This is a genomic window from Rummeliibacillus sp. GQ308 (assembly GCF_059759115.1).
The window spans coordinates 2,141,932-2,163,492 of record NZ_JCAXDQ010000001.1 but is presented as its reverse complement, the minus strand read 5'-3'; the positions used below and the strand labels follow the sequence as shown (position 1 = coordinate 2,163,492).

The following is a 21,561-nucleotide window of genomic DNA, read 5'->3' as shown; positions in this document are numbered from 1 at the left end:
AATGGGCAATAAAAGCCAATACGAAAAGTAGCGGCTCGAGAAATTGTCAATCAAAGCCCGGTTAAATTGGATGATTCCGAATTGGAAGGATTGTTGGGTAATATGTCTTCATTAATGAAAGGAACTGCCATTCTAACGATTGGTATGTTTTTATCGAAAGTCTTGGGCCTCGTTTATATTTTTCCGTTTTATGCGATTATTGGGCAGAAAAACGTGGCTTTATATTCGTATGCCTATGTTCCGTATACAATTATGCTATCTGTAGCCATCTCAGGCGCACCGATTGCAGTATCAAAGTTTGTAGCGAAGTATAATAGCCTTGGTGATTATGATTCAGGGCGTAAGCTTGTCCGCTCGGGCTTGCTTATTATGACCATTACAGGTTTTTTATCTTTTTTAGTTCTATATTTTATGGCTACTCCAATAGCACATATGGTCATCAAAGATGAAGAACAAATTTTTAATGTAGCTCAAATTGCCGGCGTTATTCGTTGGGTAAGTTTTGCATTGATTGTGGTTCCTTTCATGAGCTTAGTGCGAGGTTTCTTCCAAGGTTACGACCATATGGAACCAACTGCCATATCACAATTAATTGAACAAATTGTTCGTATTATTGTTCTCTTAATCGGATCTTTCTTAGTCATGAGGGTTTTTCATGGTACAGCGCAAACAGCTATTTCATTCGCTGTATTTTCTGCTTTTATAGGAGCTTTGGGTGGTTTGCTCGCCCTTTGGTATTACTGGCGAAAGTTTAAGCCAGAGTTTAATTTGAAGCTACAGAACAGCGTTTCAACAGGTCAGCTTTCTTATAAAAGTATCTATAAAGAAGTTGTGACTTATTCCATTCCATATGTATTTGTAGGTATTGCCAATCCTTTATTCCAGCTAGTGGATATGCTGACGTTTAATACAGCGATGTCTAATATCGGACTAGCAAAGGTATCGGATGATTATCTAGGAATGCTGAATTTTACAACACAAAAGATTGTGATTATACCTGTCATGCTTGCGACAGGGTTTTCTATGGCACTTGTGCCGGCAATCACCAATTACTTTACAAAGAATCAGCATAATGCCTTGATCAATACAATGGATAAAACCTATCAAATTCTTTTATTTATCACGTTGCCAGCAGTAGTGGGTATATCGATATTGTCTGCAGACATTTATCATCTGCTTTATTCAGAGAGCGCAGTTGCTTCAAGTATTTTAGCTGCTTATGCGCCGGTTGCCATTCTGTTTGCATTTTTCCAAGTGACGGCTGCGCTGTTACAAGGTATCGATTATCAAAAATGGATTGTCTTTAGTTTATTGACAGGTATTCTTGTGAAGCTATCTCTGAATATACCTCTGATTGAGGCGATGGAAACACAAGGCGCGATTCTTGCAACAGCTATTGGTTATATGGTGTCAATCGTTATTAACATCCTTGTATTGAAAAAAGCGTTACATTATAAGTCAAAAGTGGTTGTAAGAAGGTCAGTGCTTATTATTCTACTGACGCTCATTATGGCTGCCTCTGTCATCGTTACACATAAGCTACTTGTTCTGATGTTTGGTGTAGCGCATTCTAAAATTGCTGCGCTACTGTATCTCATTGTATGTATTACGGTGGGTGGTCTCGTGTATGCCTTTTTATCGCTCCGCACAAAGCTTGCACAAAAGTTGTTAGGTGATAAGATTGCAAAAATTGCACGTAAATTTGGAATGTAGGAGAGAGTTTTATGCGTTTAGATAAATTATTGTCAAACATGGGTTATGGTTCACGGAAAGATATAAAGAAATTACTAAAAACAAAGGCAGTCTCTATCGACGGGGAAGAGGCCAAAGATCCTTCATTACACGTGGATCCTGAAAAACAGAGCATAACGGTGCTTGGCGAGCGTGTCATCTATCAGGAGTTCATTTACCTAATGATGAATAAACCTGCAGGCGTCGTCTCTGCGACAGAGGATTTATATGATCAAACGGTTATTGATTTGATTGATCCTTTCTATGCGCATTTCGAACCGTTTCCTGTAGGTCGTTTGGACAAAGATACGGAAGGCTTCCTTCTTTTAACGAATGATGGATCTCTTGCACATCGATTGCTGTCACCAAAAAAACACGTGCCGAAAGTATACTATGCAACAATTGATGGCTGTGTAACTGAAGAAGATGTAGTGGCATTTCGCCAAGGTGTGGTATTGGAGGATGGTTACCAAACAAAACCAGGCGAATTAAAAATTATAAAATCAGGTGCGTCATCAGAAATCGAGTTAACGATATCAGAAGGAAAGTTCCATCAGGTCAAAAGAATGTTCGAAGCGGTGAGCAAAAAAGTAACCTATTTGAAACGACTATCGATGGGGAACTTAGAACTTGATGAGAGTTTAGAAACTGGAGAGTATAGAGAGTTAACGCCAGAAGAGATTGAACAGATCGATGGCTGGAACTAGTGAGTAATTTGTTTTTTATAAAAAAATAAGCACCAAAAAGAATGACCAAGCGACGCAGCATGGTCATTCTTTTTTTTACGTAAATTTAATTTCATTCATAACATAAGACGAATGGCCATCAGCATATTGGCTCGGTTCATCGTCTATTCAACGAAAAGCGTGAGATCCAACTCGTCGAATCTTTCTAAGATGTCATTTTCACTTTCTTACGCGTCGTTGTCCATCTGCCTCGACTTGGGCTTTCGACCAAATCATTAAAGGCTAACACATTCAAATCTCTCTGAATGGTGCGAGGAGTGATGCCGAATTCATCGACAAGGTCTTGTGTAGTCACAGTTCCCTTACTGTGTATATACATGTACACGTCCTTAATTCGATTGAGCATCCGATCAGTTGTGTGTTTCAATATTGAACACTCCTTCATCTTAATTCTAAAAGACTAGCGGACGACAATAATTGCGAGGTATTCAGGCTCCTAATTTAGTTTGCCTTAGACATCCCCTTTTCAAATTGGTTTGTCAAAAGTTATTTGACAATTTCATTATAACGAATCTTTTAGTTGATTTCCAACCTTTTGTTTGATTTAAGAAGTTTGGCACATACATAAATAGAGCCATAGACGAACGAAAATATTAGAAAATGGAAAAAGGTTCGATTTTTGGTTTGTCCTATGTGAATACTCTCAAAACAGTGTAAAATATAGTTGGAATGTAAAGGAGGAATAAAAACTATGGAATGGTTACAAAAAGCACAGGAAAGACAAGATGAACTAATTGCAGAGTTGCAAGAATTAGTGAGAATCGAAAGTGTCTTGGATGAGAGTATGGCTACAGAGGAGATGCCGTTCGGCGAAGGGCCGAGAAAAGCGTTGGATTGGATGCTTTCACAAGGTGAGAAGCAAGGATTAAAAACAAAAAATATTGATAATATGGTTGGCTACATAGAAATGGGAGAAGGCGATGAATTAGTCGGTATTCTCTGTCATGTTGATGTAGTGCCAGCAGGAAGTGATTGGGTGCACCCTCCATTTGGTGCTGTAGTAGAAGATGGCAAGTTATTTGGACGAGGCGCCATCGACGATAAAGGACCAACAATGGCTGCATGGCTTGCGATGAAGATGGTGAAAGATGCAGGTATAACATTAAACCGCAGAGTCCGGATGATTGTAGGATCAGACGAAGAGTCAGGCTTCCGTTGCGTTAAAAGATATGTAGAAAAAGAAGAAATGCCTACATTAGGCTTCGCGCCAGATGCAGACTTCCCGATTATTAATGCTGAAAAAGGAATCGCTGAGATTTCTTTCCGTCAACAAGCATCTTCAAAAGAAAACGAACAATTAATTTCATTCCATGCGGGGCATCGAATGAATATGGTGCCGGATTTTGCTGAAGCCATTGTACGCAATATGCCTGAAGAAGCTGAAGTTATTTTTAATGCCTATTTAGCTTCATCACAATTGGAAGGATCTATCGAAAAGACAGAAGAGGGACATAAATTAGCAGTAAAAGGTAAATCAGCTCATGCAATGGAGCCGAACGCTGGGATTAACGCTGCGGTAAAACTTGCTCAATATCTAAACACAGTGTTGACAACACCTCAATCTAAAGAATTTACAGGGTTCATCGTAACAGCTTTCGCAAATGAAACAAGAGGTCATGCGCTAGACCTTGCATTCACTGATGAAATGTCAGGCGATACAACGTTGAACGCAGGCATTGTGACATTTGAAGAAGGAAAAGGTGGAAGAATAGATGTCAGTATGCGCTATTCAGTAACATATCCTTATGAAGAGAAAATCGCTGCTGGTAAACAAGCGACTGCTAAACTTGGATTTGATCTAGTCGTGGATGATAATTCAGAACCACACTATGTAAAACCAGAAGAAGAATTAATTCAAAAGCTTTCTAAAGTATATGAACGAAATACGGGTGAGAAAGCGGAATTATTATCTATTGGCGGAGGCACATATGCACGTGAATTGCCAACAGGCGTAGCGTTCGGCATGTTGTTCCCAGGCGAACCAGACGTCGCTCACCAAGCAGATGAATTTGTAGTAATTGAAAATCTCGTAAAGGCTGCTGCCATCTATGCAGATGCAATCGTGGAGCTTGGAACGAAATAGTGATAGGAAACCTCCGTCTAATTTAGATGGAGGTTTTTTGGTTGTTGATGAAATAGTTGTTTTGTGAAGAGGAACCAAGACAGCATTTAAAGGAAATTAGTTCAGGAAGGATAATTGTATACCAGCAGTACATAATAAAGCCAAGTATGAAAATTAGTGTGTAAAGTAGGAGTGATCTTTCTATGTATTTTACTAAACGTTTTTTATACATAATTTTACTATCCTTTATCATGTCATTGCTTTTCTGCAAATTTGACCTTTTTGATGCCTCAGCGAAGCAAAAAGATTACACTATCTCACCAAATACGAAACCCCTCAATAAGAAAATGCAAGGCTATTCCACTTATACAAAAGAAACGAAAAACTACTACACCATTCGATCTTATTTAGAGGAGCTGGAAAAAAAGGGTGGAGGCAAGCTTGTATTAAAAAAGGGCAAATACTCTATTACCAATACATTATTCGTACCTTCAAACGTAACTATTCAACTAAATAGCGGAGTGATTTTGAAAAAGAGTATGAATACGGGAAGCGGGAATACATTAAAGCCTTCGTATTCCATGTTCCAATTGGTAGCACCTAGCGTGGTAAAGAAGATTGGCATGCAATATGATTATACCGGTTCTACTAATATCAGTATAATAAGTGATGGAAAGGCCACCATTGATTTGAATCATCAAAAAAATGTAAATGGAATAATCGCTGGACATAATGAGAACCTGCTTATTAAGAATATTCAATTCCTTAATGCGAATGAAGGGTATTTTATACAATTAGCCGGTACAAAACATGCGACCATTCAAAACAACACCTTCCTTCATCAACATTCTTCTTCCAAACCAGTCATCAGTTTGGATACAGCAGAAGAAAAGGATGGCAACTACCAGGTCAGCTGGAGTATGTACGATGGAACGCCGAATGTGCATACGACGATAGAACAAAACTATTTCTACGATATTTACCAAGCGATTAGTTCAAAAAATGCTACAGATGGAAAGCCTCAAAACAAAATCGTAATTCGAAAAAACAAAATAGCTCACGCAAGCTCGAATATGATTGTGATGAACAACTGGCGTCTTTCAACAGTTGAAGACAACACTCTAGAAGATGCAAAAGGCTATGGGGTTTATGTTTTAGGTTCCTACAAGCCTGTCATCCGTCTGAACCAATTGAAAAAAATGAAGATTCCCGTCAAGCTAGCAGAGTATACTTCGAATGGCACAGTGAGCGAAAACACGGTCACTCTTAGCAATAAAAAAGCACTTGCTTCGAATAAGGGTGAACAGCTTAAAGAATATGCCATCCCCATCGAACACGACCAGTTTTTAGAAAAAATTGAGATTACCAATCTAAAGGATCTTAATAAGGCTGTATATACTGTCACACCAAAGTCAGTTACCTTAAATAAGGAATACCTCTTACGTAATTCTTATACAGACAAGACAAAGCAGTATTACGCATTGCGCTCATACATGGAGCAGCTTGAGAAGCAAGGTGGCGGAAAGCTTGTTTTTAAAAAAGGAAAATATACAATTACCAATGTTTTATATGTGCCGTCCAATGTGACACTTGAGTTTGAAGATGGCGTCGAAATAATTAAAGGTGATCATACGGGGAGTACGACCATCAACCCTTCTAATTCCATCTTCCAGCTGATCCGGCCTTCTTTATCGAAGAAAGAGCGAGTTGTAGGTGGCCATAAAGGTGAAAAAAACATTCGCTTTATTGGCAAGGGGAAAGTGATTTTTGATCTGAAGTTCAAATTATTCAGCTTTGCGATTATCATGGGGCACAATAAAAATGTACAGATACAAAATATACAGTTCAAAAATATGAACGGCGGCCACTTTATTGAAATGGACGCCTCGGAAAATGTAATCATTCGAGATAACGAATTTTTCAATTCCATTCCATCAGCTCGACATGTGAAAGAAGCGATTAACCTAGATACGCCGGATAAAACGACTCTTGGGTGGAGTTCTGAATGGAGCAATTTTGATCGAACAGCCAATAAACGGATTCTAATTCTCAACAATCAGTTTAAGAATTTAGATCGAGCTATCGGAACTCATAAATATTCAGAGGGACATCCACATAAACAAATCGTTATTTATGGAAATATAATTGATACGACCAGAAATGATGCTATACGGATTATGAACTGGATGAACCCAACCATAGCAGAAAACGTAATAAAAAATGTGGCCAAAGGCGATCCAGAAAAACGTGGTATTCTATCTAGTGGAGCGATTCACCCCAAAATCCAATATAATACTTTTGAAAAAGTGGGCCGACCTATCCAATTTATTGCTTGGCAAAATACAGGGCCAGGGGAACAATATAAAGAAATTAAAGACAAGCTTTCAAATGCTGAAAAGGAATTACTTAAGACAAATGATTTGATAGATACAGAAGAAGTATTTGCCCGCATTAACAATGAGTATCTAGAGTACAACAATCCAGAAAAAATCTTGTTATTAAACTGGCGCTAATAATGGGTATATAAAAAACATGGTAAAATAAATTTGCGAGATACCCCCATTTTTATGGGGGGTACATAAAAAGAAAACTTCATATGGGAGGTGTTCATTTGGCACAGCTAGTAAAATTGCAAGATTATGTTTCTAGATATGAAAAAGACTTAAAGAGATACACAACCCAATTTGTCCGCCTTAAAAAGGTACAATGGATCCGTATGAAAAGCGATTGGGAGACAGGTAACATTCATGGTGAGCTTGAGGTAGAAGAAGCAGAAGAAAAACCAAAAAAGAGCTTTTTGCCACGTTTTTTCCGTAGAAAAAGTAAAAAAACACAGGATGATGAATACATCGAAGATGGTACAGAAGCTTTTTTTACAAAGAATGAAAAAGAATTAAATGGAGAGTTGGCTCCAGATATGCACGAAGAAGAAAACGCATATACATTTCAGCCGTCTTTCTATTTCGCACCGCAAACAATGGATGATTTAAAACGTATGTATATTGATCAGTTGTTTCAGTTTCAAATGAAATGGGCGAGCTCAACTTTGCGAGAGGAATCACATCTAAACCCGAGATACACACGAGATACGTTGCTGCGTGCATTTACACAACGTTTGCCAGATAGCTATTTATTATTATATCGACCTGTTTTTCAAATCAAACGGGCTCCTGTAGAAGCGGGTATTATCTTGTTAACTCCTACACAATGTCTTTGTATCGGAGTCCTGGAAGAGGAGGTCCAAGCAGCTTTTATTCCAGATGGTAGCCGCTTTTGGACGAAGAAAATTGGCAAGATTGACAAAAAGATTTTAAGTCCGCTAATTGGATTAAATCGAACAGAAAGTATTGTAAAGCAAATTTTTCGAGAAAATGGCATTGAGATGCCTATCAAAAAAATTGTGCTATCTAGAAATGGTTATATTAATGATACAAATACGAGCTTTGGTATCGAATATATCGATAAAAAAACATATCCAGATTGGTTTAGCTATTTGAAGAAAAATTCATCACCTATGAAGGCAATGCAATTAAAAGCAGCGCAATCACTTTTGCAAAACGTATTAACTACTTCGTACAATAAGATTGACCCAGGTGAAGATGCAGCTTCGCAATATTAGTAGGATTTGCAGAGATTAAAAGAAAAAAATACTGATCTTTGTCATCTTTTTGGCCGTAAAGCCCTTGACTCAACCTATAACTTCTTGAATAATTAAATGTTGATTATATGAATAAAAGAAATGAGGAAATATAATGAGAGTTCGTAATAAACCGTGGGCTGGAGATTTTATCAAAGCACACCCTGAAATCATTATACCAAATCCAGAAGAATATAAAGGAAATTGGCAAAAACTATTTGGTAATGACCATCCGCTTCATATTGAAGTAGGATCCGGCAAAGGTCAGTTTATCACCGGAATGGCACTTCAAAACCCAGACATTAATTATTTGGGAATTGAATTATTTGATAGCGTTATTGTAAAAGCTGCTGAAAAGGTGATCGCTGCGGGTACACCAGAAAATGTGCGTTTATTGCTTATTAATGGCGCTGACTTAGAGAAATACTTTACTAAAAACGATGTAGATCGCCTTTATCTAAACTTTTCGGATCCATGGCCTAAATCAAGACATGCCAAACGCCGTCTAACGCACGAAAGCTTCTTGAAAATATATGAATCCATCTTAGTTGATGAGGGAGAAATCCATTTTAAAACCGATAATAGAGGGTTGTTTGAGTATTCATTAGTCAGCCTGTCTCACTACGGCATGCTGCTAAATAAAGTCTCACTTGACTTACATGTGGAAATGCCTGAATATAACGTGATGACAGAGTATGAAGAGAAATTTTCTGCGAAGGGACAACCGATCTATCGTCTTGAAGCTCAATATCAGCTTAAAAAATAGCTAATATATTTTAACTTTCGCGAATATGAAATAGAAAAAGCGCATGGTAGATCAAGCCATGCGCTTTTTATTAGGAAGAATTTATTGGAAAACGTTTTCTACTAAAGAATAGAATAATGGCCCCTATCATAAGCAATAGATATACTCTAAGTTTTCTAAATTATGTTACAATTATAACGGTAGCTACTATCGGTGCTGTCTTAAGTTGAGACTACTAGAAGAAAAAATAAGAGATTATTATTGATTTCTTCATGAGCATAACCGATTTTTCAGTGGTCTTATTACACAAAGGGGGATTTTCAATGGATACATTTCAATTTCATGATATGACGTTAACGTGGTTAAAAGGGGGAGTAACCTATTTAGATGGCGGCGCGATGTTTGGCGTTGTGCCAAAGCCTTTATGGTCAAGAAAATATCCTAGCAATGAAAAAAATCAAATTGAACTTCGAACAGACCCGATTTTGATTCAGTATAAAGGGAAAAATTTATTGATTGATGCAGGTGTGGGCAATGGGAAATTTACAGAGAAGCAGCTGCGCAATTATGGTGTGGAAGAGCAATCGAAAATCGATGATAGTTTAAAAGAGTTAGGACTTACAACAGAAGATATTGATATTGTGCTCATGACTCATTTGCACTTTGATCATGCATGTGGATTGACCAAGTGGCAAAATGATGAATTGGTGTCTACGTTCCCTCATGCTAAAATTATGGCCTCACAAATTGAGTGGGATGAGATGAGAGAACCGAATATTCGTTCAGCAAATACGTATTGGAAAGAAAATTGGAAGCCAATTATAGGACAAGTTCAAACATTTGAGGAAGAATTGGAAGTAATGCCTGGCATTACAATGTTCCATACAGGTGGTCATAGTGAGGGACATGCTATTATCCGGCTAACACAAGCAGGAGAAACAATCATCCATATGGCGGACATAATGCCCACACATGCGCATCAAAATCCGCTATGGGTACTCGCGTATGATGATTATCCAATGACATCTGTCTTTGCAAAAGAAAAACTGGTAGACGAAATACTAAAGAACGGCTATTGGGTAAGTTTCTATCACGATGCCCATAAACGATTAATCAAATGGGATCAATCTGGAAAAGAGATTATTGCAGAATTGCCGCGTACGAGAGAGACACATACAACAGCATAACAAAAAATCCCTCATCTTATATGTAAGATGGGGGAATAGATTAATAAATTATACTTTTACTAAATCGACTACTGAACCTGTTCTTGCATCTGCTGAGAATTCAAAGTTCACGGTTTCTCCTTCTTGCACACGAGATATACCGCCTTTGTATACAGGAATTTCAATGTTTTCTTTGTAAACTGTTTCTGGTTGCATATAAATCCATGAACCATCAATAGGACCTTGTTCTTTAAAAGCTTCTTTTATATTGTTGAGAACATGGTCTGCATTTTCGTACGGACTTACTTTTTCGCCGACCCGTTTTACTACATAAGCAGCTGAAATACCAGTTGCAACGCCTAATAAGAAGTCTCCTAATTTCATTATAAATGCCCCCTTTTCATATATACAGTGTATCACAAATAGATTGAAATGAACATTCAGAGGGTAATAGGATAGGTGGTCATAAAACTTCGCAATTCGAAATATAGAAGTGGAATTTTCCTACTATTTTGTCTACAATAAAAGAGACTGTATAAAGGGAGGCTTCACTGTGAAACAAGATACATTAGAGATGTTTAAGACACTTACTGAATTGCCAGGAGCTCCAGGCAATGAACATGCTGTACGTGCATACATGCGAGCAGAATTATCTAAATACGCGGATGAAATTGTACAAGATAACTTAGGTGGCATATTTGGACTAAAAAAAGGTGACGAAAAAGGTCCACGCATTCTTGTAGCTGGACATATGGATGAAGTAGGATTCATGGTGACAGGCATTACGGATAATGGCATGATTCGCTTCCAAACACTTGGCGGCTGGTGGAACCAAGTTATGCTCGCACAACGTGTGGAGCTTTATACGAAAGACAGCAAGATCCCAGGTGTGATTGCTTCAGTACCGCCACACCTATTAACATCAGAAATGCGAGAGAAACCAATGGAGATTAGCAATATGCTGATAGATATCGGTGCTGACAACAAAGAAGAAGCTGAAAAGGCGGGTGTCCGTCCAGGTCAACCAATTCTTCCAATCTGCCCATTCACACCTATGGTCAATCCGAAAAAGATTATGGCCAAGGCTTGGGACAATCGCTATGGCTGCGGTCTTTCCATTGAATTATTAAAAGAATTAAAAGATGAGGTATTGCCGAATACGCTTTATTCAGGCGCAAATGTAATGGAAGAGGTCGGCCTGCGAGGTGCAAAAGTAGCGGCTAATATGATTAAACCTGATTTATTCTTCGCATTAGATGCAAGCCCTGCAAATGATGCCACAGGTGATAAAACACAATTTGGCCAACTAGGTAAGGGAACATTGCTTCGCATATTGGACAGAACGATGGTTACGCATAAGGGCATGCGAGAGTATGTTCTTGATACAGCAGAATCCAATAACATTCCTTATCAATATTTCGTTTCACAAGGCGGCACGGATGCAGGTGTAGTCCACACTTCAAATGATGGTATACCTAGTGCAGTAATTGGCGTTTGCTCACGCTACATTCATACGCATGCTTCTATTGTGCATACAGATGATATTGATGCAGCAAAAGAATTGCTCGTTCAATTAGTAAAAAATGCGGACCGTTCTACACTAGAATCAATCCGTCAGCAGTAGTCATAGATATATACCAGTGCTTGGATTGTGGAAACTATTCATGCCTATTTGATATAGTAAGGGGAGATTTCCTAATAAGGGGATCTCCCCTTAACTTATTGCGAGGAAGTGTTTATGATGAAAGTAGGAATTGGTACAGCAAATAAAGCAAAAGTATCAGCGGTAATTTCAGTGGTGACAAAGCATTTTCATGATATATTAACGTTCGAACATTTATCGGTTTCTTCTGATGTTTCTCCTCAGCCTATGTCTACTGAAGAGACAAGGAGGGGCGCTATCAACCGTGCGAAAAAAATGTTGGCAGAGTCAAATGCAGATCTAGCCTTCGGTTTAGAAGGCGGCGTTACGATAATAGAAGATATCATGTACCTATGCAATTGGGGAGCCTTAGCTTTGCCGAATGGCAAGGTGTTAACTGCTGCAGGAGCTCAAATTCCTTTACCGCAAGAAATTGCCAGCAAACTGACTGGCACACAAGAGCTTGGCCCAATAATGGACGAATACACAAAACAGCTGGATACTAGGCAAACTGCCGGTGCGATTGGCGTTTTTACAGATGGATTGATTGACCGCAAAGAGATGTTCGAACATATTCTTCAAGAGCTAGTCGGTCAATACTTTTTCTATCAAAAAAACTCGAAATAGCATGAAAAAACATGATAGTTGCATTGACCTATCGGGCATTCTACAATGAAATTAGTAAAAGTACGAATGGAGGAATGGACATGTTCCGTCAATGTACAAGACTAATGATTTGCAGTGCGTTTGTATTCACTGTAGCAGCATGTAGCAATAATGTGGATACAAAAATTTCAAAAGGCTTTGAAAGTGCAGACCAAGTTTTTGAGCAAAAACCAAAGACAAGTACTGCCTCAACAGAACATCTGCAATTTTATTTGCCAAAGGACTTTACGATTAAATCATCTTCGGATGAAACAAATATACTTCTTAAAAAAGGTGATGAAACTTTTTCATTATTCATTAACCCGCATGAGCCAAAGCAAAGCAAGCAGTTTTACAAGGCTATACAACAAAAGGAAAAGGATGCCATTGTAAAGGAACAGACTTATGAGAAAGACGGTCAATTTGGCTTTGCAAGTGTGTTAGAGGACGATAATCACAATTATCGGGTAGTCGCAGGTACTGGCGGAGTCAAAATTACTGGCGTATCAGGCCAACAAAATATTGACCATACGATTCCTGAGCTAATGGAAATTGCCCATTCTGTACAAATAAAAAATAAGTGAGGTAACGATTAAATGGAAACACTACAATCTGTCGAACAATTTCATGAATTAAAAGGACAAGGGAAGCATGTCTTCTTATTTACTGCTGGCTGGTGTCCGGACTGCCGCTTTATTGACCCATTTATGCCAGAGGTTGAAAAGAAATTTAGCGAATTCACATTTGTTTCAATCAACCGTGATGACTTTATTGATTTATGTGTGGAATTGAATGTATACGGCATCCCAAGTTTTATCGCTTATTCTAATGGGGAAGAAACTGGCCGTTTTGTTTCAAAGGACCGCAAAACTCAAGAGGAAATCGAAAAATTCCTGCAAGCACAATAAAATTCGCAGAGGGACAGTGAGCTATCTGGACTTTTGATAAACAGTAATTTTCCAAAAGGAGTGAGTACGATTAAAGCGAAAGAATTAGTAGCTATTTTAAAAGACCGTCTAGGGGAAACTCACTATGAATGGAAACTAGAAAATAAGACCAACAAATTGCGAATAGACCAACGTTCAACTGGCAAGGGGATGGATCTTTCTCTTGGTGATGTGCTAACTAAATATGATGAGCGCAAAGATAAAGCGATTGATGAAGTTGTCTATACCATTGAACAGACATTCGAGGCATTGAAAGCAGAAAAAGAGCAGGGATTCAAAGATCTCTCGAATGTCTATCCAGTCATTCGTTCTGGTTCTTTTCCTAAGAAGTCTAAAGAAGGACAACCGTTTCTCACCTCAGAACATACAGCTGAAACGGTTATCTACTATGCACTTGATTTAGGCACTACATATAGGCTTATAGATGAGTCAATGCTCAGTCAATTAGGTGTGCCTGCTGAAAGAGTAAAAGAATCTGCACGTTTTCAAGTTCGTAAACTTCCTACTCATGTAAAAAAAGATGAGGTAGGCGGCAATATCTTTTACTTTTTGAATGAAAATGATGGCTATGATGCAAGCCGAATTTTAAATGACGCTTTCTTAAAGGAAATGCAAAGCCAAGTAGAAGGGGATATGACGGTGTCTATCCCTCATCAAGATGTTCTCATTATAGGAGATATAAGAAATAATACTGGATATGATGTGCTTGCACAAATGACCATGCATTTCTTTTCGGTTGGGGCTGTGCCTATTACCTCATTGTCCTTCATATACGAAGATGGCAAACTAGAACCGATATTTATATTGGCTAAAAATAGAGTGAAGAAGGAGCAAGGAGAATCATGATCGTATCATACAACAAAGAATTTGTAGGGGATGTTTTACTCGTTCAGCTTTCAAGTGAACCTATTGTAAAAACAGAAATCGAAAAACATAACGACCTAGTATTTTTAAAAGAAAAGGCAACAGGTGAAGTCAAAGGCTTTAATCTATTCAATGCAAGCAACTATTTGAAAATTGAAGAAGCTGGGAATGTATCCATTACAGAGGAACTGATCTCTGAATTGAAAGATGCCGTCAATAAAAATGATGCTCATTTAGACTTTGATGTTGATCTGTCTCCTAAATTTGTTGTTGGCCATGTGAAAGAAGTATCTGAACATCCAAATGCAGACAAATTACATATTTGTAAGGTAGATGTTGGCGAAGAAGAACCTCTACAAATTGTATGCGGAGCACCAAATGTTGCGGAGGGGCAGCGCGTTGTAGTAGCAAAAGTAGGAGCAGTTATGCCTTCAGGAATGCTTATCAAAGCTTCAGCGTTACGAGGAGTAGATTCATACGGCATGCTTTGCTCAGCACGTGAATTAGCTATCCCTAATGCTCCTCAAGTTAAAGGAATTATGGTACTTGAGGAAGATGCAAAAGTGGGAGCAGCATTTGAAGTATAGTTATCCCGCCATTATAGCCTTATTGGTTGTTTAAAGTAGGGGATTTAAATAGAGCTTGAATTAAAATATATACAACCGTCTCCAATTCAATTTGGAGGCGGTTTTTTTCAAAGAGATCATCGTTAAGGAAATCTACTGTCCTAGGCTCTGGGTGTTGGATTGACCTAAAAATGAACAAGTAACTCTAGTAAAATATCCCCGCGATTTTTTTCGAATCACCAAATTCTACGTGAAAAAATAGGGAGTTGTGACAGATTCGTCTCAAACGCGTTGCATGAAGCTATTTGTTACTGCTAAAATGTAGTCAATGATTTAGAAAAGAGTGGTGCATATAATGAGTTGGTTTAAAAAAATCGTAACTCGAATTCTAGGCGACGAAGCAGAAGAAACGCCAGGAAAAAATCAGACCTACAATGAATATGAAGAAGATCAACCTTATCAATCATATGATCAATTTGAAGAAAACAATTCTGAAGATTACTATAATGAAAATGAATATGACTATACTGCTTATAGAGATGAAATGATAGAAACAGAACAATCTCAGGAACCGCATCCGTCATTTAACTTTCCAATGGTTTCAGATGAATATGTGAAAGAAAGTAATGAGGAAGATGCTGAGGACTATAATATTCCTCCAGCAGAGACGTCTGGACGCTTTGAACAGCCAAGGCAGCAGACGAAAATCCATTCAACTTGGCAAGATAGACAACAATCTACTGTAAGACCTAAAGACTATTCTCCATTTAGTCGAGAGCCTAGAGGATTAAAAGGTGTAGTGGAAAAGCAAAGTAGGGAAACCTATAACCCTTTTCGATCAAGTAACGCTAAGCCTATAAAACCAGCTCACGAGCCATACAAGCAAGAGATGAAGTATGAAAAGAAGGCATTCAAGCAAGAGACCAAGTATGAAAAAAAGGCAATTTATCCTTCTCAAGAAAAAGAGATAAACAAAGATAGAGAGAAAGAAAAAGCGGATGCGAAGCAAGTAGACTACCCAGTGAAAAAGAAGTTCGTCCCAACAGATGTGCCTTCACCAGTCTATGGTTTTAAGAGACCAAAGCCTCCAAAAGATATTCATAAACTAATAGATGAAAAGGAAAAAAAGGCAAAAGAGCCCCTTCCAAAGACAACAGAAGCTTTGATTGATAGTCATATGAACAAGCAAAAGACTATTAAAAATGAAACAACAAAAGCAGATTTACCTGCTAGCGGGTCCATAATAAAGCCTGAGTTGCCAAAAAATCTAGACAAGGGAATAGAAGAACAAGTAGGACAGGTTCCAAATAATACATCTCAACATATAGTTGAAGAAAAGACTAAAATTCAGCAATCGCCTACACTAGAAAAATTGCCTGCCAAATCAGAAAGTGAACACATGATTGTAGAAACAAATAGGAGTGGGAAAGAAGATCATAAGCATGAAGGCGAATGTAATGAAATTGTGCAAGGACCTGTACATGAAGAAAAAGCGCAGGTAATTGAAACCAACGTTGAAATTGCAGCTGATGCAATAGAAGAACAGGAAGTAATAGAAGAACAGGAAGTAATAGAAGAACAGGAAGTAATAGAAGAACAGGAAGTAATAGAAGAACAGGAAGTAATAGAAGAACAAGAAGTAATAGAAGAACAGGAAGTAATAGAAGAACAGGAAGTAATAGAAGAACAAGAAGTAATAGAAGAACAAGAAGTAATAGAAGAACAGGAAGTAATAGAAGAGCAAGAAGCAATAGAAGAACAGGAAGCAACAGCAGAACTAGAAGAACTAGAAGTAACAGAAATACCAGAAGAGATAGTACAAAACAAAAATTCAGGTAGCAAAATTCCATTTAATGTGGTCATGCTAAAAACAGATAAGAAAAAATTAGATCCATTTAGCAACATAGATATATCATGGTCAGGAAAGAAGTTGCCAATTAACCAGCCTGTTGTAGAAGGAATAACTAACCCTGTCAACGATGAGACTGTACAAGAAATAGAGACGTTGAATCGGGAAGAAGCAACAGAGGCAAATAGTGTAACTGTTGAAGAGCATGAATTACTAGAAGTACAGAAAGCTGAATTAGAAACAGTGCAAGCATTTGAAGGAGAAATACCTGTAAATGATGAAGATGAAATACCAAATGCAACAGAGCATTCAGGTAGCAGAGTTCCATTTAATGTGGTGATGTTAAAGACAGATAAGGAAAAGCTAAACCCTTACAGCAACATTGAGACACCATTGAGGAATAAAACATCTTTCAGTACTCCTTCAAAACAAGAAGCTGTACAGCCTAAAGAAGTGCCAGCAGCTTCAATGCCAAAGCAATCAGAAATAGAAGAAGAAATCCAAGAAGAGATTATCGAAAAGTCACCAGAGGTTTTGCAGGAATCTTATCCAGCTCAGATAGATACGGAAACAGCTTCTATCGAAGACAAAAAAGAGAAAGTCGAATACAAACCTTCTACAGTCAACGAGCATTTGGACGAAGCAATCGCTTATTTAAAGCCGCCTGAAGAGCAAACTGAGGATTTTGGTTGGATGGATGCACAAGGTGAAAAACTGATTGAAGCATTATCTTACTTCCAAATCGATGGGGAGATTGTTCAAATTGTGCAAGGGCCTGCAGTCACACAGTTTGAAATAACGGTAGGCCACGGTGTGAAGGTAAGTAAAATCCGGAATTTGGCGGATGACTTAAAGCTGGCACTTGCAGCAAGAGATATACGTATTCAAGCTCCAATACCTGGTAAAAGCTCAATAGGTATTGAAATACCAAATCGTGCATCACGTGCTGTCCGACTTACCGAAGTTGTAAAACATTCTTCTTTCATTAACTCAGATTCTCCTCTTGAAGCAGCACTCGGATTGGATTTGACAGGAGAACCGATGACGATTGATTTGCGGAAAATGCCGCACGGAATGATTGCAGGGGCAACAGGGTCTGGTAAATCCGTTTGCATTAATTCACTATTGGTTAGCTTATTATTAAAAGCAAGCCCACAGGATGTTAAATTAATGTTGATTGACCCTAAAATGGTGGAATTAGCGCCATTTAATCATATTCCGCATTTAGTAAGTCCTGTCATCACTGATGTGAAAGCAGCAACTGCTGCACTAAAGTGGGCTGTGGAAGAGATGGAGCGACGATACCAGCTATTTGCACATGCTGGAGCGAGAGATATTACCCGCTACAATAAAATGGTAGAAGCAGAACGTAAGTTTTCTCTAAAGATGCCTTATTTAGTCATTGTAATTGATGAATTGGCTGATTTAATGATGATGTCTCCTCAAGAAGTAGAAGAATCCATTTGCCGAATTGCACAGAAAGCTAGAGCTTGTGGTATTCATCTTGTACTTGCGACCCAAAGGCCGTCTGTTGATGTTATTACAGGATTGATTAAATCTAATATTCCTACACGAATTGCATTCTCTGTATCATCACATGTGGATTCACGTACGATTTTAGATAGCCAAGGCGCTGAACGATTATTAGGTAGAGGCGATATGCTTTATTTAGGTAACGGAATGTCTGCTCCGGTTCGTGTACAGGGAACATTTGTAACGGATGATGAGATTGAAGAGGTTACATCCTATGTAAGGTCGTTAGGCGAACCAGATTACTTATTCCAACAAGAAGAGCTACTAAAAAAAGTTGACTCTATTGAAGAACAAGATGAACTATTTGAAGAAGCCTGCCGATTCATTTGTAGGGAAGGAACTGTTTCTGTATCCTCATTGCAAAGAAAATATCGCATAGGTTATAACCGTGCAGCAAGATTAGTAGATATGATGGAGGCGCAAGGTTTTATTTCAGAATCCAAAGGCACTAAACCAAGAGATGTCTTTTTGACTGAACAAGATCTTGAAAACATATTCAACGGCTCCCATGTATAATATCACGCGTAATTCCCATACTTTATTTACTTTATAAGCATAATGTATACCGCAATAACAGGCGCTTGGCCCCACCGTTAAGTGAAAGTTTCATTTTATTGAAATATACGGATAGTTTAGAACCGCATAGTTTCATGTTATAATGGTAGTTGTTTTAATAAGGCATCGACATAAAAAGAGTTATATATAGAAGATGGCTGGTTGCTTATTTTAGACTAATCTGCCATCTCTTCATCCTTTATGCTTTTGAAAGGATTGTTGAATGACATGAAATTTATAGCGAGCCGTTACAAAGATTTGATTATTCAAGGGTAAGGAGACTTTCCCGGGAGGTTTCAACATGACAGTTTATCATTTTACAGGTATTAAAGGTTCAGGAATGAGTTCACTTGCACAAATATTATTCGATTCAGGTGAATCTGTGCAAGGGTCTGATATTGAAAAACATTTCTTTACTGAAGAACCGCTAAGAAAACGAAATATTACAATTTTGCCGTTTGACCCTGATAATATTAAGGAAGGGATGACTATTATTGCGGGAAATGCTTTTCCAGATAGCCATCCAGAAATTATACGGGCAAAGGAAATGAACTTGGAAGTAATACGCTACCACACATTTTTGGGCGAATATTTGGAAAAATTTACTTCCATTGCTATTACGGGAGCTCATGGTAAAACATCTACAACCGGTTTAATGGCTCATGTACTGGAAGGAGCTACTCCTACATCTTATCTTATAGGAGATGGTACTGGTGGAGGAATGAAAGATGCTAAGAACTTTGTTATGGAAGCCTGTGAATATAGGCGCCATTTCCTAGCTTATCATCCAGATTATGCAGTAATGACAAATATAGATTTCGATCATCCAGATTATTATAAGGATATTGATGATGTATTTAGTGCATTCCAATCAATGGCATTGCAAGTGAAAAAGGCGATTGTCGCTTGTGGTGACGATGAGTACTTACAAAAAATTCAAGCCAATGTTCCAGTTGTATATTATGGTTTTGGCTCACAAAATGACTTTGAAGCACGCAATGTAGAAAAAACAACAGAAGGTACATCTTTTGAGGTGTATGTTCGCAATGAATACTATAGTAAATTCTTCATTCCAATGTACGGAGATCATACAATCTTAAATACATTGGCTGTTATTTCGCTTTGCCATTATGAAGGTATTCCAGCAGCCCTTATTCAAGAGAGACTGCATACGTATCATGGAGTAAAACGCCGCTTTACTGAAACAGAACGAGGAAGCCGCATATTAATCGATGACTATGCGCATCATCCAACTGAGATTAGTGCGACCATAGAATCAGCCCGCCAGAAGTACCCTAATAAAGAGCTGATTGCAATTTTCCAACCTCATACGTTTACACGTACGCAAGCTTTCTTAAAGAATTTTGCTGACAGCTTAAGCGGGGCAGATTGTGTTTATTTGTGTGATATTTTTGGCTCAGCTCGTGAAAAGGGAGGCGCCTTATCAATCGAGGATTTGGCGAACTTAATTGAGGAAAGCCATTTGTTAAACAAAGAAAACATCAACGAATTGTTAAGCCATGAAAATGCGGTATTTTTATTTATGGGAGCTGGAGATATACATAAATTCCAGACCGCATTCGAAGAACTTTTACAAGAAGCATAGTAAAGAAAACTGCAGTACAGACTTTTCTGTTTCTGCGGTTTTTTTATGGTTAAAAGCGGTTATATATAAGGCAATTGGCTCTTTTATCAGCTTAGTTAGAGTTTTAACTGGCAGGAGTTCAAGAAAGTTTGTAGAATGTAATTAGGTAAGTGATGTTTAAATACACTTATTTTGTGGAAAAATCCAATATATACAGAAATGGAGGGTTTAAAAATGATTGTCATTTTATACATCGCTGCGTTGCTAGTGGGAATAGGAATTCTTATTTTGTGCATTAGTTTAGCTAAGACACTAGGCGCCTTGAAGAAAACAATGGATCATGTTGCTGGTACAATGGCTGGCATCGAAGGACAAATGCAAGGCATTACACGAGAAACTACAAACCTACTAGAAAAAACAAATCTACTTGCTGCTGATATTCAAGTGAAATCACAAGAATTGAATTCTGTTGTAACAGCAGTTAAAGGATTTGGAGATTCAGTGAAAGGATTAAGTGATTCAGTTAAACATGTCACTTCTTCTGTTAACACGAATGTCTCAAGAAATAGTGAGCAAATCGCACAAGTTATTCAATGGGGAAATGCTGTTTTAGGCATTCGTGCACAAATGAAAAAGCAAAAAGCTGCGAATACCATCTATGATGATGCAGCAACAAGTAATAATCGTAATATCTAAAAGGGGGCTACTTTTGATGGAACAAAAACCAAATTATGGCGACGTAAGAAAAATAGGTTATGAGAATCAGGATCAAACATATTTGCCAAAACCCTATGAATCACGTTCGGACGCTTTATACGCGGTAGATGAAGACAGCGTCAATATGAAAGACTTTGTCATCGGTGCTTTTGTCGGCGGTATTGTAGGGGCTGCAGCAGCTTTATTCTTAGCTCCAAAAGCAGGTAAAGAGCTTCGCAACGATGTAGTAGTACAAGCAGGCCAATTAAAAGAAAAAAGTGCTGGCATTACAAACTCTGCAAAAGAAAAAACAGCAGAGATTTCTAAAAAAGTCCAAGTGCAATCTGGCCAATTGGTTGATAAGGTGAAATCATTGAAACCAGCTGCTACTCCGCCGCTTGATGATGGAACTGTTTCTTCAGAAGGTGAAGAGCCGCTTGATATTATGGAAACAATGGAGAAAACAATTGCTGAGTATGAATCAGAAAACAATGAACCTACGGCAGTAAGCAATGCTGTAGAAGAAGCAATGTCAGCAATAGAAGAATCTCAGAAAAAATAAAAAATACGCCAGAGTTAATTACTCTGGCGT

General features: G+C 38.1%; 19 protein-coding genes. 17 read left to right on the top strand and 2 right to left on the bottom strand.

Features of this window, described 5'->3' with window-relative positions:
- The first annotated feature begins 102 nt into the window (after positions 1–102).
- On the top strand, positions 103–1,713 hold the full coding sequence (locus AC6CHJ_RS10840) for a putative polysaccharide biosynthesis protein (RefSeq protein ID WP_147196149.1): 1,611 nt from the start codon (positions 103–105) through the stop codon (positions 1,711–1,713).
- Positions 1,714–1,724: 11 nt separating this feature from the next.
- A complete protein-coding gene (locus AC6CHJ_RS10835) occupies positions 1,725–2,438 on the top strand; it encodes a pseudouridine synthase (protein ID WP_249774611.1) in 714 nt (237 codons plus the stop codon).
- Between the two features lie 184 nt (positions 2,439–2,622).
- Here AC6CHJ_RS10835 and AC6CHJ_RS10830 read toward each other — a convergent pair whose 3' ends face one another.
- Complete coding sequence (locus AC6CHJ_RS10830) at positions 2,623–2,844, bottom strand: DeoR family transcriptional regulator (protein WP_066789033.1); 222 nt, start codon at positions 2,842–2,844, stop codon at positions 2,623–2,625.
- A gap of 324 nt (positions 2,845–3,168) precedes the next feature.
- On the opposite strand from AC6CHJ_RS10830, the gene pepV reads away from it, so the two are divergent.
- The 5 genes from pepV (at position 3,169) to AC6CHJ_RS10805 (ending at position 10,108) form a co-directional block, all read left to right on the top strand.
- On the top strand, positions 3,169–4,560 hold the full coding sequence (gene pepV, locus AC6CHJ_RS10825) for a dipeptidase PepV (RefSeq protein WP_147196049.1): 1,392 nt from the start codon (positions 3,169–3,171) through the stop codon (positions 4,558–4,560).
- Between the two features lie 182 nt (positions 4,561–4,742).
- Entirely contained in the window at positions 4,743–7,052 is a 2,310-nt protein-coding gene (locus AC6CHJ_RS10820; protein ID WP_498288466.1) for a right-handed parallel beta-helix repeat-containing protein, read from the top strand.
- A gap of 98 nt (positions 7,053–7,150) precedes the next feature.
- The gene (locus tag AC6CHJ_RS10815; protein ID WP_147196045.1) at positions 7,151–8,158 is read left to right on the top strand and encodes an NERD domain-containing protein; all 1,008 of its coding nucleotides are present in this window, start codon (positions 7,151–7,153) and stop codon (positions 8,156–8,158) included.
- Between the two features lie 133 nt (positions 8,159–8,291).
- A complete protein-coding gene (gene trmB, locus AC6CHJ_RS10810) occupies positions 8,292–8,942 on the top strand; it encodes a tRNA (guanosine(46)-N7)-methyltransferase TrmB (RefSeq protein ID WP_498288464.1) in 651 nt (216 codons plus the stop codon).
- A gap of 302 nt (positions 8,943–9,244) precedes the next feature.
- Positions 9,245–10,108, top strand: a complete 864-nt coding sequence (locus AC6CHJ_RS10805) for a YtnP family quorum-quenching lactonase (protein ID WP_498288462.1) — start codon at positions 9,245–9,247, stop codon at positions 10,106–10,108.
- A 48-nt stretch (positions 10,109–10,156) separates the two neighbouring features.
- Here the strand turns inward: AC6CHJ_RS10805 and AC6CHJ_RS10800 are convergent, their stop codons facing one another.
- The gene (locus AC6CHJ_RS10800; RefSeq protein WP_066789000.1) at positions 10,157–10,471 is read right to left on the bottom strand and encodes a peptidase M4; all 315 of its coding nucleotides are present in this window, start codon (positions 10,469–10,471) and stop codon (positions 10,157–10,159) included.
- Positions 10,472–10,640: 169 nt separating this feature from the next.
- Between AC6CHJ_RS10800 and AC6CHJ_RS10795 the strand changes: the two genes are divergently transcribed.
- The 10 genes from AC6CHJ_RS10795 to AC6CHJ_RS10750 all read left to right on the top strand — a co-directional run bounded on the left by AC6CHJ_RS10795 (position 10,641) and on the right by AC6CHJ_RS10750 (position 21,531).
- On the top strand, positions 10,641–11,711 hold the full coding sequence (locus AC6CHJ_RS10795) for a M42 family metallopeptidase (protein WP_498288460.1): 1,071 nt from the start codon (positions 10,641–10,643) through the stop codon (positions 11,709–11,711).
- A 117-nt stretch (positions 11,712–11,828) separates the two neighbouring features.
- Positions 11,829–12,356 carry a DUF84 family protein gene (locus AC6CHJ_RS10790; protein WP_498288458.1) on the top strand — a complete coding sequence of 176 codons (528 nt, stop codon included), beginning with the start codon at positions 11,829–11,831 and terminating at the stop codon, positions 12,354–12,356.
- Between the two features lie 80 nt (positions 12,357–12,436).
- Positions 12,437–12,958, top strand: coding sequence for a hypothetical protein (locus AC6CHJ_RS10785; protein ID WP_498288456.1), 522 nt, complete (start codon positions 12,437–12,439; stop codon positions 12,956–12,958).
- 12 nt (positions 12,959–12,970) lie between these two features.
- Entirely contained in the window at positions 12,971–13,282 is a 312-nt protein-coding gene (locus AC6CHJ_RS10780; protein WP_066788983.1) for a thioredoxin family protein, read from the top strand.
- 60 nt (positions 13,283–13,342) lie between these two features.
- Positions 13,343–14,167 carry a DUF1444 family protein gene (locus tag AC6CHJ_RS10775; RefSeq protein WP_498288454.1) on the top strand — a complete coding sequence of 275 codons (825 nt, stop codon included), beginning with the start codon at positions 13,343–13,345 and terminating at the stop codon, positions 14,165–14,167.
- Positions 14,164–14,772, top strand: a complete 609-nt coding sequence (gene ytpR, locus AC6CHJ_RS10770; protein WP_498288452.1) for a YtpR family tRNA-binding protein — start codon at positions 14,164–14,166, stop codon at positions 14,770–14,772. The genes AC6CHJ_RS10775 and ytpR overlap by 4 nt, the downstream gene beginning before the upstream one ends.
- Before the next feature lie 334 nt (positions 14,773–15,106).
- Positions 15,107–18,649, top strand: coding sequence for a DNA translocase FtsK (locus AC6CHJ_RS10765; RefSeq protein ID WP_498288450.1), 3,543 nt, complete (start codon positions 15,107–15,109; stop codon positions 18,647–18,649).
- A 340-nt stretch (positions 18,650–18,989) separates the two neighbouring features.
- Complete coding sequence (gene murC / locus AC6CHJ_RS10760) at positions 18,990–20,294, top strand: UDP-N-acetylmuramate--L-alanine ligase (RefSeq protein ID WP_066788974.1); 1,305 nt, start codon at positions 18,990–18,992, stop codon at positions 20,292–20,294.
- 213 nt (positions 20,295–20,507) lie between these two features.
- A complete protein-coding gene (locus AC6CHJ_RS10755; RefSeq protein ID WP_147196039.1) occupies positions 20,508–20,969 on the top strand; it encodes a DUF948 domain-containing protein in 462 nt (153 codons plus the stop codon).
- A 16-nt stretch (positions 20,970–20,985) separates the two neighbouring features.
- Positions 20,986–21,531 (top strand): YtxH domain-containing protein, encoded by a 546-nt coding sequence (locus AC6CHJ_RS10750; RefSeq protein ID WP_066788967.1) that lies wholly within the window; start codon positions 20,986–20,988, stop codon positions 21,529–21,531.
- Positions 21,532–21,561 lie beyond the last annotated feature (30 nt).

What these genes read in the sequence shown, in the direction of transcription:
- AC6CHJ_RS10840 (WP_147196149.1), top strand. Translation starts at nt 103, where the DNA reads ATGTCTTCATTAATGAAAGGAACTGCCATTCTAACGATTGGTATGTTT.
- AC6CHJ_RS10835 (WP_249774611.1), top strand. Translation starts at nt 1,725, where the DNA reads ATGCGTTTAGATAAATTATTGTCAAACATGGGTTATGGTTCACGGAAA.
- pepV (WP_147196049.1), top strand. Translation starts at nt 3,169, where the DNA reads ATGGAATGGTTACAAAAAGCACAGGAAAGACAAGATGAACTAATTGCA.
- AC6CHJ_RS10820 (WP_498288466.1), top strand. Translation starts at nt 4,743, where the DNA reads ATGTATTTTACTAAACGTTTTTTATACATAATTTTACTATCCTTTATC.
- trmB (WP_498288464.1), top strand. Translation starts at nt 8,292, where the DNA reads ATGAGAGTTCGTAATAAACCGTGGGCTGGAGATTTTATCAAAGCACAC.
- AC6CHJ_RS10805 (WP_498288462.1), top strand. Translation starts at nt 9,245, where the DNA reads ATGGATACATTTCAATTTCATGATATGACGTTAACGTGGTTAAAAGGG.
- AC6CHJ_RS10800 (WP_066789000.1), bottom strand. Translation starts at nt 10,471, where the DNA reads ATGAAATTAGGAGACTTCTTATTAGGCGTTGCAACTGGTATTTCAGCT.
- AC6CHJ_RS10790 (WP_498288458.1), top strand. Translation starts at nt 11,829, where the DNA reads ATGAAAGTAGGAATTGGTACAGCAAATAAAGCAAAAGTATCAGCGGTA.
- AC6CHJ_RS10785 (WP_498288456.1), top strand. Translation starts at nt 12,437, where the DNA reads ATGTTCCGTCAATGTACAAGACTAATGATTTGCAGTGCGTTTGTATTC.
- AC6CHJ_RS10780 (WP_066788983.1), top strand. Translation starts at nt 12,971, where the DNA reads ATGGAAACACTACAATCTGTCGAACAATTTCATGAATTAAAAGGACAA.
- ytpR (WP_498288452.1), top strand. Translation starts at nt 14,164, where the DNA reads ATGATCGTATCATACAACAAAGAATTTGTAGGGGATGTTTTACTCGTT.
- AC6CHJ_RS10765 (WP_498288450.1), top strand. Translation starts at nt 15,107, where the DNA reads ATGAGTTGGTTTAAAAAAATCGTAACTCGAATTCTAGGCGACGAAGCA.
- murC (WP_066788974.1), top strand. Translation starts at nt 18,990, where the DNA reads ATGACAGTTTATCATTTTACAGGTATTAAAGGTTCAGGAATGAGTTCA.
- AC6CHJ_RS10755 (WP_147196039.1), top strand. Translation starts at nt 20,508, where the DNA reads ATGATTGTCATTTTATACATCGCTGCGTTGCTAGTGGGAATAGGAATT.
- AC6CHJ_RS10750 (WP_066788967.1), top strand. Translation starts at nt 20,986, where the DNA reads ATGGAACAAAAACCAAATTATGGCGACGTAAGAAAAATAGGTTATGAG.